The sequence below is a fragment of the Pseudofrankia asymbiotica genome, from assembly GCF_001983105.1.
Classification (GTDB): Bacteria; Actinomycetota; Actinomycetes; order Frankiales; family Frankiaceae; genus Pseudofrankia; species Pseudofrankia asymbiotica.
In genome coordinates this window covers 65,574-79,249 of record NZ_MOMC01000040.1, presented here as the reverse complement: position 1 = coordinate 79,249, position 13,676 = coordinate 65,574, and the positions used below count along the sequence as shown (strand labels likewise).

10 protein-coding genes are annotated in these 13,676 nt (G+C 72.8%); 3 read left to right on the top strand and 7 right to left on the bottom strand.

Annotation, left to right across the window (positions count from 1 at the left end; genetic code table 11):
* Positions 1 to 32 precede the first annotated feature (32 nt).
* The 6 genes from BL253_RS19995 to BL253_RS19970 all read right to left on the bottom strand — a co-directional run bounded on the left by BL253_RS19995 (position 33) and on the right by BL253_RS19970 (position 6,597).
* Positions 33 to 1,421: a class II 3-deoxy-7-phosphoheptulonate synthase gene (locus BL253_RS19995; RefSeq protein ID WP_076818654.1), complete on the bottom strand. Its 1,389-nt coding sequence runs from the start codon at positions 1,419 to 1,421 to the stop codon at positions 33 to 35.
* 130 nt (positions 1,422 to 1,551) lie between these two features.
* Entirely contained in the window at positions 1,552 to 2,580 is a 1,029-nt protein-coding gene (locus BL253_RS19990) for a 6-phosphofructokinase (protein ID WP_076818653.1), read from the bottom strand.
* Between the two features lie 184 nt (positions 2,581 to 2,764).
* Positions 2,765 to 3,286: a polyadenylate-specific 3'-exoribonuclease AS gene (locus tag BL253_RS19985; RefSeq protein ID WP_076818652.1), complete on the bottom strand. Its 522-nt coding sequence runs from the start codon at positions 3,284 to 3,286 to the stop codon at positions 2,765 to 2,767.
* A gap of 68 nt (positions 3,287 to 3,354) precedes the next feature.
* Positions 3,355 to 4,632 (bottom strand): ornithine cyclodeaminase family domain, encoded by a 1,278-nt coding sequence (locus BL253_RS19980; RefSeq protein WP_076818651.1) that lies wholly within the window; start codon positions 4,630 to 4,632, stop codon positions 3,355 to 3,357.
* Between the two features lie 412 nt (positions 4,633 to 5,044).
* Positions 5,045 to 5,710: a DUF308 domain-containing protein gene (locus tag BL253_RS19975; RefSeq protein ID WP_076818650.1), complete on the bottom strand. Its 666-nt coding sequence runs from the start codon at positions 5,708 to 5,710 to the stop codon at positions 5,045 to 5,047.
* A gap of 5 nt (positions 5,711 to 5,715) precedes the next feature.
* Entirely contained in the window at positions 5,716 to 6,597 is an 882-nt protein-coding gene (locus BL253_RS19970; RefSeq protein WP_076818649.1) for an alpha/beta hydrolase, read from the bottom strand.
* Positions 6,598 to 7,277: 680 nt separating this feature from the next.
* Here BL253_RS19970 and BL253_RS19965 point away from each other — a divergent pair.
* Both BL253_RS19965 and BL253_RS42360 read left to right on the top strand, forming a co-directional pair.
* A complete protein-coding gene (locus BL253_RS19965; protein WP_420801692.1) occupies positions 7,278 to 8,378 on the top strand; it encodes a lysophospholipid acyltransferase family protein in 1,101 nt (366 codons plus the stop codon).
* A 212-nt stretch (positions 8,379 to 8,590) separates the two neighbouring features.
* Positions 8,591 to 10,189, top strand: a complete 1,599-nt coding sequence (locus BL253_RS42360) for a hypothetical protein (protein WP_158230382.1) — start codon at positions 8,591 to 8,593, stop codon at positions 10,187 to 10,189.
* 59 nt (positions 10,190 to 10,248) lie between these two features.
* Here the strand turns inward: BL253_RS42360 and BL253_RS19955 are convergent, their stop codons facing one another.
* Entirely contained in the window at positions 10,249 to 12,063 is a 1,815-nt protein-coding gene (locus BL253_RS19955) for an AMP-dependent synthetase/ligase (protein ID WP_076818647.1), read from the bottom strand.
* Positions 12,064 to 12,389: 326 nt separating this feature from the next.
* Here BL253_RS19955 and BL253_RS19950 point away from each other — a divergent pair, with 326 nt between their 5' ends.
* Positions 12,390 to 13,157, top strand: coding sequence for a metallophosphoesterase family protein (locus BL253_RS19950; protein ID WP_076818646.1), 768 nt, complete (start codon positions 12,390 to 12,392; stop codon positions 13,155 to 13,157).
* Positions 13,158 to 13,676 lie beyond the last annotated feature (519 nt).

Here is a 13,676-nt window from a genome sequence, read left to right as displayed (position 1 = left end):
GGCGCGCCGCCCGGACGGAACGAACCAGCAGATCAGTGTCGGCGGGAGCGGGTGGCCTGGAGCATCTCGGCGACGAGGAAGGCGAGCTCGAGGGCCTGGCTGGTGTTCAGGCGCGGGTCGCAGGCCGTCTCGTAGCGGCCGCCCAGGTCGGCCTCGCCGATCTTCTGCCCGCCGCCGAGGCACTCGGTGACGTTGTCGCCGGTCAGCTCGATGTGCAGGCCGCCGGGGTGGGTGCCGAGCTGCTGGTGGACCTCGAAGAAGCCGAGCACCTCGTCGAGCACGTCGTCGAAGTGCCGGGTCTTCACGCCGCTCACGTCGCGCGTGTTGCCGTGCATCGGGTCGCAGGCCCAGACCACCGGATGGCCGGCGCCGTTGACCTTCTCGATGATCGGCGGCAGCGCGTCGCGGATCTTGCCTGTGCCCATCCGGGAGATCAGGATGAGCCGGCCGGGGATGTGGTCGGGGTTGAGCCGGTCGACGATCGCGAGGACCTCGTCGGGGCTTGCCTTGGGGCCGACCTTGCAGCCGATCGGGTTGCCGACCCGGGACAGGAAGTCCATGTGCGCGCCGTCGAGGTCGCGGGTGCGCTCGCCGATCCAGATCATGTGGGCGGACAGGTCGTAGACCGCGTCCGTCGCCTCCTCGACCCGCGTCAGCGCCCGCTCGTACTCCAGCAGGAGACCCTCGTGGCTGGTGTAGAGCTCGACGCCGCCGAGCTCGGCGGTGCGGTCGAGGTCGATGCCGCAGGCCGCCATGAACGCGAGCGCCCGCTCGATGTCGGTGGCCATCAGCTCGTAGCGGCGGCCGGCGGCCGAGTCGCGCACGAACGCCTTGTTCCACTCGTGGACCTGGGACAGGCTCGAGAACCCACCGGTCGCGAACGCGCGGATCAGGTTCAACGCGGCGGCGCTGTGGTGGTAGGCGGAGACCATCCGGGCCGGATCCGGCCGGCGCGACTCGGGCGTCGACTCGATGCCGTTCACCGCGTCGCCCCGGWAGGACGGCAGGCCGGTGGCCGGCTCGATGTCCGCCGAGCGCGGCTTGGCGTACTGGCCGGCGATCCTGGCGACCTTCACGACCGGCGTGCTGGCGCCGTAGGTGAGCACCACAGCCATCTGCAGCAGCGTCTTCACCTTGTCGCGGATCTTGTTGGCGGTGTTCGCGGCGAACGTCTCCGCGCAGTCGCCGCCCTGGAGCAGAAACGCCTCGCCGCGGGCGACGTCCGCGAGCCGCTCGGTGAGCGAGCGGACCTCGGGAGCCGTCACCAGCGGCGGCAGCGTGGCGAGCTCGGCATAGGCGGCCCGCAGCGCGCCCTGGTCCGGCCAGGAGGGCTGCTGACTGGCGGTCAGGGTGCGCCAGAAGTCCAGCTCAGGCCGCGGCCGCTCGAGTTCGGTCTGCCCACCATCAGGTCCGAGGTCCATCACCCACCCAGGGTACGGGCACCGACCGAACGTTTCACGCCAGTTTCCGCGCCCCCATCGTGCGGTGGCGCACAGTGACAGACCCCGCCGACCCGCCCGCGTCGGGCGGGCCGGCGCCGTTCCGGAGATATCAGCCGAAGAAGACCTCGGACTCGGCGTAAAGGTCCTCGGGGACCGTTTTCAGCTCGGCGACGGCATCGCGCAGCGGGACACGCTCGATGCGGGTGCCACGCAGCGCGGTCATCATGCCGAAGTCACCGTCGTGGACCGCGTCGATCGCGTGCAGGCCGAAGCGGGTAGCCAGCCACCGGTCGAACGCCGTCGGGGTGCCGCCGCGCTGGACGTGGCCGAGCACGGTCGCGCGGGACTCGCGGCCGGTCCTCGCCCTGATCTCCGCCTCCAGCAGCCCGGAGATGCCCTGCAGCCGGACGTGGCCGAAGGAGTCCAGTTCGCCCTCCTTGACCACCATCGTCCCGGCCAGCGGCGCGGCGCCCTCCGCGACGACGATGATCGGCGCGTAGTGAGTCGCGAACCGGCTCTCGACGAGTGAGCAGACCTTGTCGATGTCAAACGGCCGCTCGGGGATGAGGATGACGTTCGCGCCGCCGGCCAGGCCGCTGTGCAGCGCGATCCAGCCCGCGTGCCGGCCCATCACCTCGACGATGAGCACCCGGTGGTGACTCTCGGCCGTGGTGTGCAGCCGGTCGATCGCCTCCATCGCGATGTTGACCGCGGTGTCGAAGCCGAAGGTGTAGTCGGTGGCGGCCAGATCGTTGTCGATCGTCTTGGGCACGCCCACGACCGGCACGCCGGCGTCGTCGTACAGGCGGCTCGCGACGCCCAGGGTGTCCTCGCCGCCGATCGCGATGAGCGCGTCGACGCCCAGCTCCGCGAGGTTCTCCTTGATCCGGTCGGATCCTCCCGCGATCTTGTACGGGTTGGTCCTGCTGGAACCGAGGATCGTGCCCCCGCGCGGCAGGATCCCGCGTACCGCCTGGATGTCGAGCGCGCAGGTGTCGTTCTCCAGCGGCCCGCGCCACCCGTCGCGGAACCCGACAAAGTGGTGTCCGTAGACCCCGATGCCCTTGCGCACGATCGCGCGGATCACCGCGTTGAGCCCGRGGCAGTCGCCGCCCCCCGTCAGCACACCGATCTTCACGGCCCAAGTCCTCCAACGGTCGACGAAGCCGATCGATGACGGAGCGTAAGTCCGCGTGACAGCCATCACAAGGTCCACATCCCGCCAGCTGGCGGTGGACAGCGTCCGGTCCGCGGCCGGCAGTGGTCCCGCGCCGAAGGGCCGGGCCTCTCGAACTCGAGGACGGTCGGCGGGTGTCCCTGCCCTAGGAAGCTGCCGCGCGCCGCGGGCGCAGGGGGTCGAGCACCCGCCAGCGGGCCAGGTTGTGGCGGGCGTCGACGAGCGCGTCGTGTGCGCCCGCCGGCGGCGAGGGCAGCCGTGGCCGGCCGGTCTCCTCCCACAGCTGCCGCAGGTCACGGGTGAACCGCGGCAGCGCCCGCGGCAGGGCCGGCATCATCCCGAACAGCTGGCACAGCACGACGTGGTCGTACGCGCCGTACCAGGCCCACAGCTCCGGCTCACCGTCAGCGGTGAGGAAGGCGAGCAGCTCCTCGCGGATCCGGGCACGCGAGCGCCACGCCGACGCCGACGGGGACGGCAGCTGTTCGAGGACGTTGCGCCGCACCCAGGGCCCCGCCCGGCTGGGGTCGAACTCGGTGGAGACCGCGTAGAACTCGCGCTCCCCGTCCTCGCTCACCGCGCCGATGCTGACCAGGTCGAGCCAGAAGTGGCCACCGTCCAGCCGCTCGATGAACTCGGTGTCGTAGAAATACCGCTCGCCGCCCACTCCCCCAGTGAACCCGCCCTCCCGCACACACGACGACGAGGGTCACCGCCGCGCCAGAACGATCGCCTCTAGCGACCGTCGGTGAAGGTGGCCGACGGTTCGGGCGAGTGGTAGTCGGGGACGAGCTCCTTGGCCAGGTGCTCCAGGAACAGGCCGGTGTCGGCGATGACACCCAGCCCCTGCGAGGCGGCCCGGTCCGTCAGCGCGGCGACGGTCGCCGGGTTCATGTCGACGGCGGCCAGCGGTACCGACGCCGGCAGGATGTTGCCGGTCGCGACCGAGTGCAGCGCGGTCGCGACCATGATGGTGAAACCGACGCCGCGCAGCGCGGCGCGCATCGCGCGCTGGCCGGCGAGCACGTCGGTGTGCACGTCCGGCAGCGGCCCGTCGTCGCGCACCGAGCCGACGAGCACGAACGTCTTGTTGGCCTTCACCATCGCGTGCATGACGCCCTGGGCGAGCACGCCCTGCTCGACGGCGGCGCGCACCGAGCCGGCCCGGCGGATCGTGTTGATCGCGCGGATGTGCTGCTCGTTGCCGCGCTGCACCCGCTTGCTGCGCAGGGGGCCGATGCCGATCGGGTGGCCGTAGAGCGCCTGCTCGATGTCGAGGGTCGCCAGCGCGTTCCCGGCGAACAGCACGTCGACGTAACCGGCCTCGACGAGGGCGACCAGCGCGCCGCCGGCACCGGTGCTGATCGCCGTCTGCCCGAGAACCCACAGCACCTGCTGGCCCTCGGCCTTGACCTCGCGGATCTGGCGGGCGATCGCGCTGACGAGCATCGCCTGCGGCTGGGTCGACCCGACCGGCGGCACCGACATCGCGCCGAAGGTGCCGTAGGAGCGGCTCGAGTGGGTGGAGTGGTCGGTCATCGGCAGCACGACCTTCACCCCGGACGAACCGCAGACGATCTTGTCGCCGGCACGCACCTCGGCGACCGGCACCGTCCGCACCCGGCCGCCGGACACGACCAGGCCGCAGTCCATCTCGGGCTGCTCGACCGGCACCCACTGGCCGTCGAGATGGACGACGGTCTCCAGGTTGGTGGTGGCGTAGAAGTCGGAGGGGAACACGCCGTCGCGGTCGGCCGGGCGCAGCAGCGCCTCGCCCGGGTCGACGCGGTTGACGCCGTGAACCTGGATGCGCATGAGGATCCGCATGAGCAGGTCCTCGGTGTCCGCCCCGACCGTGATCACCGCGTGGGACTCGTCGTCGTGCGTCTTGCCCAGGTCGATCCGGTCGACCCCGTAGTCACCGCCGTAGTCGAGCACGTCGTCGAGCACGCGGGCGAGCACGCCCGTATCCATCAGGTGCCCGTGAACCTCGACCTTCTCGTAGAAACGCACGCCGCCGTCCCTTCCCTGTCCAGTTCGCGGGCGGCCTCGGCCCTGGACCGCCCGTCTCCCTGCCCGCCCCGAAACACCCGCCCACCGGCGCTCCGTCCGCCCGCCCGGTCGTCCAGCCAGGCAGTCGACCGCCCGATAGCCCGATCACCCCAGCGACCGGCCAGCCAGTCGGCCAGCCGGCCGTGTTCGGACGATCATGCCGGTRCGGCGCCACATGCGCCATCCCGCCAGACGAGGTTCTTCCCCGGGCGGCGGCTGTCTCCCGGCCCTGCCCGTGGTCCGCCCAGTGGGCGGCGGTGCCCTGCCCGCGCGGCGGTATCCACCCAGCGTGACGCACCTCGGGTCGAGGCGCCACGCTTAGACGCTGGGCGCCAGGGGCGTCCACGCGCCCCGCCGTTCGAGTTTCAACCAATCAGAGGACGGCGCCGTTGTCCGGCCCCTCGTCGTCAGTGGGAGGACGCTCACTCAGCCGCGCGACCAGCCCTCCGACGCCACCTAGGATGAGCACCACACCGGTGATATCGCCCACGCCGCTCGTCACCTGACTCACCAGCGTGGGGATGACGAGGATCAGCACACCGAGCACGATCGCGCCGAGCGCGATCCCGGTGGAGGGCCTGACCCAGCCCGCCTTCGGCGGTGGCGGCGGGAGGTAGTGCTCGTCCTCGTCCAGCTCGTCCCCGTCGGCCGCGCCCGGCGCGGTGTCGCCCGGGCGCCGCCAGCCGGAGCCGTCGACCAGGCCGCGGCCGACCGCGTCGTCGAGCAGGTCGCGGCCGCTTCGGCCGCCCGGCCACCCGCCGGCGCCGTCGGCAGGGCCCGACGCGGGCGTGGCCACGCTCGTCGGGCCGGTCGGATCCTCGTCGTCACCATCGAGGGCGTCGCCGCCCGCCGGAGGGGACGTCGGCAGCGATCCCACCTCCCCCGCCGCGCCCGACCCGGGGATGACGTCCTCCGCGTCCGGCCACGTGTGCTCCGCCGGCTCGTCGTCGAAGTGGGCCACCAGCTCCGCGAAGACGTCGTCGTCGGCCGGCTGGTCGGCGCCGCCGTCGGCCGGGCGCGGGTCGGGGTTGTCCGCCATGGTCGTCAGCCGTCACCCTCGGCCAGGGCGGACGGTCTGGCCGCGTCACCCACGCTCTGGACGGGCGCGGGGGCGGGGGTGGGGGCGGGGACATGCTGGCGGACGAAGTCCAGGCTGCCCTGGAAGATCGTCTCCTTGTCGTTGTCGAGCGTGGCGACGTGGTAGCTGTCGGGCAGCAGCCGCTCGGTCACCGGCGCGGACGTCACCCCGGCGAGCAGGCGACGCCCCGAGCTGGGCTCGACGACGTGATCGACGACGCTGCGGAACGTCAGCACCGGGCTCTCGATCCGCGACAGGTCCGGAACGGTGATCTTCCATAGCTCCTGGAGCGACACGAAGGCGCGCACCGGGACCCGGTCGTAGCCGATCTCGGTAGCGCCGTCGGCCTTGATGTCGCTGGCGATCCCAGGGACCGACCGCCGGATCCTGGACAGCAACGGGGCGATCTTCGCGTCCCAGCGGTCGGTGCCGAGGCTCGGGTTGACGGTCACCGCGCCGGCCACCTCGGCGCCGCGCTCCTCGGCGAGCCGCAACGTCAGCGTGCCGCCCATCGACAGCCCCATCACGAAGACCTGGGAGCAGCGGGCGCGCAGGTCACCGAAGGCCTCGTCGACGGCGCCGTACCAGTCGCGCCAGCCGGTCGCGGCGAGGTCCTGCCACCGGGTGCCATGCCCGGGCAGCAGCGGGCAGCGCACCGTGAGCCCCGCGGCCGCGAGGAACTCCCCCCACGGCCGCAGGCTCTGGGGCGAGCCGGTGAACCCGTGCACCAACAGCACGCCGGTGCTGCCCGCGCCGCCCAGCTCGAAGGGCTCCGCACCCGGCAGCACCGGGCCGAAGCTCGCCGCCGCGCCAGCGGATGCCGCCGTGGTACGTCCGGCACCAGCCATCTGATCCGCCTTCCCCCGTCAACGCGTCGTCCGTCGCCAGCCAAAGGAGATGCGAAATTGATCTTCCTTCGCACCTCCGGAGGCCCCAGTCTCCGGTCGAGAGCCGGAGGAGATGCGAAATGATCTTCTTTCGTACCTCCCAAGGCTCCTGTCCCAGAAGCACGGGCAGGAACACCCCAGTACTGGAATGCTCGCACGGCGCCGCCGGCCAGACCACGGCCACCGTGGGCACCGCATGCCCATGGTGAGGCGGTGGCGGGCCGGACGCCTCGGTTTCCAGGTCACTGACTCAGCTCACTGGATATGGCCGGGATTGACCCCGTCTCCGGACAAGATCTTGGTCGGGTTTCGCGGAATACCGAACCTTGGGGCAACGAGCCGTCGTTCGGGCGGCAGAAAGACATCAACTGGTGCCGGCCCGGGCGGCGGCGACCGCCCTGGTTGGGTCGCGGGAGTGGCCTGACGGTGGACCGGTGGTGACGAGGCCGGGTGCGCGGAATCCGGCGGCGGGGATTGCTCCCGGGCGCCCCCTCGGGAGGCTAGGGTCGTCTCGACCATCGGGCGCGGCCACGGCGCGACGATGGCACCGTGATGCCGGGAACCCACGATGGTGGGAGCCGGACATCAGGGAACCCGATGTTGGGGAACCCGATGTTGGGGAATCACGGTGCGGACGGACCGTGGCGCAGGGTCCGGGCGCCGGGAGGGCGGGTGGCCGCGGCGCGGCCGAGCAGGGAGCTGGCGTGTTCTACTGGATGCTCAAGGTGTTCCTGTCCCCGTTCCTGCGCACGTTCTGGCGGCCCTGGATCGAGGGAGCGGAGAACGTGCCCGCGGAGGGGCCGGCCATCCTGGCCAGCAACCACCTGTCCTTCCTCGACTCGATCTTCCTGCCGCTGATGCTCCCCCGGCGGGTGACGTTCCTCGCCAAGATGGACTACTTCACCGGCAGCGGGCTGAAGGGCACCGCGAAGCGGATGTTCTTCAGCGGCGTCGGGCAGCTGCCGATCGACCGCAGTGGCGGCAAGGCCAGCGACGCGGCGCTGCGTTCCGGGGTGCRCGTCCTGAGCCAGGGCAAGCTGCTCGGCATCTACCCCGAGGGCACCCGCACGCCGGACGGCCGGCTCTACCGCGGCAAGATCGGCGTCGCCAGGATGGCCCTGGAGGCCAGGGTGCCCGTCATTCCCGTCGCGATGTTCGGGACGTTCGAGGTCCAGCCGCAGGGCCGGACGATCCCGCGGATCCGGAAGGTCGGCATGCGCATCGGCCGGCCGCTGGACTTCAGCCGCTACGAGGACATGGCCGACGACCGGTTCGTGCTGCGCTCGATCACCGACGAGATCATGTACGAGCTCATGCAGCTGTCCGGCCAGGAATACGTGGACATGTACGCCCAGAAGGCCAAGGACGACCTCGCCGCGGCCCGCGCGGCCGCGACGGCCGCCGCGGCCGAGGCGGCAGGCGCGGGCACCGGCACCGGCGGGGCGTCGCCCGGTGGCCCGGCCAAGCCAGCCACATCGGCCAAGCCGGCCAGCATGCCTAAACCGCCGAAGCCGGCCAAACCGACCAAGTCGGGCAAGCCGCCGACCAGGCCCGCCACGTTCACCAAGCCGGGCAAGCTCCCGAATCCGCTCGCCAGGACGGCGGGGGCGCCCCCGGCCGCCGCCACGGCGCGGACCGGCGCCGCGGCCGCCGAGCACCCCGCGACGGACGTCCCACCGCCGCCGCGCCCGCAGGCGCCGGAGGCCGCCGTCGAGCTGCCTCCCGACCCGCTCCAGCGCTGAGCATCGCGACAGCCCTCGTGCCCGGGCCTTGGCGCGTTCTCCGGCGGGCCGGCGGAAACGCCTGTACCTGGGCCGAGGCACCCGGTGGCTGGCGCGCGAACGCCACCGCCCCGGCCGCCCCGGTCAGCCCTGGCGCCCGAGGCTCCCGGCCGTCCGCCAGGCGGTGTCGGCCCACCGACCCGCGAGACGGCGAACACGGCAGGATGGGGGACGTGGCGGCACATTCCTGGCCAAGCCGGGCAGCGGGGCGGGGTGTCCGCCGGCTCGCCGTCGGCACCGTCCTGGCCGGCGTCCTGTTCGCATTGGCTCCGGCGTCGCCGGTGCTCCCGGCGGCGGGGGCGCGCGCCGCAGGGACGCCCACGCGACCCCCCACAACCCCGGCGCAGCCCCCCACCATGCCAGCGCAGGCGCCGCCCGGGACGGTCACCCGGACCAGCGAGTACCTGACCGACGCCCAGGGCCGGGTGCTGGTGATACACGGCCCGACGCTGCCCGCCGGGGCGGCTCCCGGCGACGCCGATCTTGCCGCCTGGGTCGACGCAGGTTTCAGCACGGTCGGGGTGACGGTTCCCGTCACCGCGGCCGGCGGCTTTCCGGACCCGCGGCCCGGTGCCGGCTCCTCCATCGCGGGCGACCCCGGCCTCGCACAGGCGGCGGCCGTCGTCCGCGCGCTGACCGACCGGGGCTTCCGGGTCGTGCTGCGGGTGGTACCGCTGCCCGGTGGCGCGGCCGCGCCCGCGGCGGCGCTGACGGCGGCGGTCGGCCGCCTTGCCACGGCGTTTCGCGGCACCGGCGGACTGGTCGGCTACCAGCTCACAGCCGCCGAGGCCGCGCGTGCTCCCGGCGCGGCGGCCGCCGTCGTCGCCGCCGACCCGTTCCACCTGCTCTGGCGCGAACGGCCGGCGCCGTTCGACCCGACGGCGACGGTCGCGGTCAACGACCCGGCCGGCTACCTGACCGGCTGGGCCGGCACCGGTGACGGCGCCGTCGCCGCGCTCACCGCCGCCGCCGACGGCAACCAGATCGGCTGGCTCTACCCCGTAGGGGCCGGCGGCGCCCCCGGTACCGCCGCGTTCCCCGCCGCGCTCGCCCGCCCCTACCCGATCGCGGTCGCGGGTGACCTGTCCGACTTCGGCGTCGACGGCGCCGGCACGTTCACCCTGCGCTACGCCACGACGCTTCCCGTCGGCAAGCCGGCGCCGGGTGGGCTGCTCACCGCCGTCAGCCTGCCGGCGACCGCCTACCCGACCGGCTACCAGGTCCAGGTGACCGGCGCGAAGGTGCTCTCCAGGGCCGGCTCGGGCCTGCTGTGCCTCGCCGCCGAGCCCGGGGCCACGGCGGTCTCGCTCACGGTCACCCGCACCCCGTCCGGCCAGGCGCCGGCCCCGCCGCCGGCGGCGGGCGCCGCGGCGTGCCCGGCCGTGGCCGCCGCCCCCACCACCGGGGCGCCGGCCGTGGCTCCTCCAGGTCGCGACGGCAAGGCGGAGTCCACGAGCTACGACCCACTGCTGTGGGCGCTGCCGCTGCTGGGCGCCGCTGGGATGGCCGCGCTGCTTGGTGTTCCGTTCCTGAGGCTTCGCCGGCTGCGCGCCGGTTCCCGCACCCGCGCGGCGGCCAGTCCCGCCGACGCCGACGCCGAGGCCGACGGCGACGACGGCGACGGCGACGGCGACGGCGACGGCGACGGTTACGCCGCTGGCGGCGACGGTCATGTCGACGACGTCTACGCCGACGGCGGTCACGCCGTGGCCGGGGACTCGTCCAGGCCGCCCAGCACCCCCGGAGGCAGGCACCGGGCCACCCGCCGGTAGCGAGTCCCGCCACCGCCCACCGCGCCTGGCCGCGGCGCCCTTCTCTCGGGCGCCGCGAGCTACTTCTCGGCCGCGGTGCCGTAGATGTCGGTGACGGTGTCGGCGAACCTGTCCATGACGGCGGAGCGGCGCACCTTCAGACTCGGGGTCAGCTCGCCGCTCTCGACGGTGAAGTCCACGGGCAGCACGGCGAACTTCTTGATCCCCTCGGCGTGTGAGACGGACGTGTTGGCCGCGTCGACCGCGCCCTGCAGGTCGGCGAGCAGCTCCTGGTCGTGAACGAGCTCGGCCGGCGGAGTGCTCGCGGGGCGGCCGTGCGCGGTGAGCCAGGGCTCGAGCGTCTCCTCGTCGAGGGTGAGCAGCGCGGCGACGAACGGGCGCCGGTCGCCGATCACCATCGCCTGGCTGATCAGGGGGTGCGTCTGCAGCCGCTGCTCCAGCGGCGCCGGGGCGACGTTCTTGCCGCCGGCGGTGACCAGGATCTCCTTCTTGCGGCCGGTGATCCGCAGGAAGCCCTCCGCGTCCAGGGTGCCGAGGTCGCCGGTGCGGAAGAAGCCATCGGTGTCCAGCGCCTCCTTGGTGGCGGTCTCGTTGGCGTGGTAGCCGCTGAACAGCACCGGGCCGCGGACGAGGACCTCGCCGTCGTCGGCGACGCGGACCGTCACCCCGCCGAACGGCCGGCCGACGGTGCCCATCTTCACGTGGCCTGGCTGGTTGGCGGACAGCGCGGGCGCCGTCTCGGTCAGGCCGTAGCCCTCCAGGACGACCACGCCCAGGCCGCGGAAGAAGTGGCCGAGCCGTTCGGACAGCGGCGCGCTGCCGCTGACGGCGTAGCGGACGCGCCCGCCGAGGACGGCCCGCAGCCGCGTGTAGACGAGCCGGTCGAACAGCGCGTGCCGCAGCCGCAGCCCGACGCCCGGGCCGCCCAGGGTGTCGAGCGCCTGGCTGTAGGCGATCGCGGTCCTCTCGGCGGCGTCGAAGATGCGTCCCCGGCCGCTCCCATGCGCGGTCTGGCGCGCACGCGCGTGGACCTTCTCGAAGATCCTCGGGGCGGCGAGCAGGTAGCTCGGCCGCGACCTGGCGAGATCCTCGACCAGCGCGGAGACGTCCGACGAGTAGGCCAGCGGGAAGCCGACCTGGACCGCCACGTTCTGGACCAGCCGGGCGAAGGCGTGCGCCAGCGGGAGGAACAGCAGCGTCGACGGGTCGCTCTGCTTGCTGAACAGCTCCGGCAGGTGCGCCTCCGCCGCCAGCACGTCGAACAGCAGCGCGCCGTGGCTGAGCTCACAGCCCTTCGGCCGGCCGGTGGTGCCCGACGTGTAGATGATCGTGGCCACGCTGTCGCCGCGGACGCCGGCGCGCGCCGCCTCGAGCTGTTCCGAGGTGACCGCCGCGCCGTCGGCGCGCAGGGTCTCCAGCGCGCCGTCGTCGATGACGAGGACCTCGCGCAGCGAGGGCGTCCGGTCGCGGACCTCGGCGACCAGCTCGGCGAGCCGCGGCGTCTCGACCACCGCGAGCGACACCGCGGCGTCGGTGACGATCCATTCGACCTGCTCCGCGCTGGAGGTCTCGTAGACCGGCACCGTCACCGCGCCGGCCATCCAGATCGCGTAGTCGAGGACGGTCCACTCGTAGCGGGTCCGGCTCATCAGCGCGACGCGGTCGCCCGGGCCCACCCCGTGGGCGACGAGACCGCCGGCCGTCGCCATGACCCGGTCGAAGAACTCCCGGTACGTCATGTCGGCGAACTCGCCGTCGACCTTGTGCCGGATCACCACCTGGTCGGGGCGGTCACGGACGAGCTCGAAGACGCCGTCGGTGAGGGTCGCGTCGTCGGACAGCGTGACCAGGGCTGGTGAGGTGAACTCGGGCACCGGAAGGGCTCCTCGGATTCGCGGGGCCGGTTGCCTCGGCCACGTCGGCACGCGCACGGGGCAGGTCGCGCGGGTGGGCGGTCGCGGGTGGGCGGGTCGCGGGCAGGGCATGTCCCGGTTGGCGGGGTCAAGGTCAGACGTTAGTCCGCGCGTGAGGGTGCCGGCGAGCCGCGCGGCGCGCCCGACCGGTCGTTCCAGCCATCCGAAACCGGTCCGAAACGGTGGCGTTCCCGGAAAGGAGAAGCCCCAGTTACCACCCAGTAGCATGGCGCGTACCTGGTTCGTCGGGCAGCCGTTTGCGACCCGCGGGGCTCTAAGCTTCGGATATGCGGGTCCATGTGGTGAGCGACGTGCACGGCCGGGCGGACGCGCTCCCGGCCGCGGCGGCGGGCGCCGACGCGTTTGTCTGCCTCGGCGACCTGGTCCTGTTCATCGACTACCACGACCACAGCCGCGGGATCATGGGCAGCCTGTTCGGCGCCGACGCCGTCGGCCGGATGATCCAGCTGCGCACCGAGATGCGGTTCGACGAGGCCAGGGAATGGTCGCGCGGGCTGTGGGCCAGCCTCGAGGGCGACCGCGCCACCATCATGGAGGCGGCGATCCGCGGTCAGTACGCGGAGCTGTTCGCGGCGTTCCCGACGCCCACCTACCTCACCTACGGCAACGTCGACCTGCCGCACCTCTACCCGGAGTACCTGCGCGACGGCGTCACGTTGCTCGACGGCCAGACCGTCGACATCGGCGGGCTGCGCTTCGGGTTCGTCGGCGGCGGCCTGCGGACGCCGATGAACACGCCCTACGAGATCGACGACGAGACGTTCGCCGCGAAGGTGGCGGCGGTCGGTGAGGTCGACGTCCTGTGCTGCCACATCCCGCCGCACGTCCCGGAACTCGTGTATGACATCGAGGCCGGCCGGTTCKAGCGGGGCAGCGAGGCGGTGCTGGAGGCCATCCAGGCCACGCAGCCGAAGTACGCGCTGTTCGGCCACGTCCACCAACCGCTTGTCGACTCTTTGTATATTGGCTCGACGCGCTGCGTGAACGTCGGGCATTTCAACGCCCGCGGCACGCCCTTCGTGCTCGAGTGGTAGGCCAGAGGAGATGCGATCATGCCGCTCCTCGCGTCTCCGGCGGCTCGCCACGGGGTCACGGCGGTAGGCCAAAGGAGATGCGATCATKCTTCTCCCGCACATCTCCGGCGGCCAGTTGAGGGGTACGGCGGTAAGCCAGAGGAGGCACAGTGCCGCCCGGCCGGCGAGGCGGCCAGGCGGCTTCCGGCTGATGGTCAGCCGGCGGTTGGAGTGACGGGTCGGCCGGCGAGGCCCCGATGCCGGTCGGGTAGCCTCGTCGATCGATCGGTGACGGTCGCACCCGCCCCGGCGCGGAGCGGCCGCCACCAGCCGAGGGAGGCGTGGGCCGGATTCATCTCGCCCCTGCTCCGGAGGCATCCAGAGGCCAGCCGAAAGACGTGCGACCATGCTCGCGTCGCACGCCAGGAGGCCCGCTAAGGGGCTGGCAGCCATACATGCGATCATGCGTTTCGTCGCATGTGAGGCGGCCTCCCCAGGGAACACCACAGAATGGGTGCGATCATTCAATCGATCGCGGCC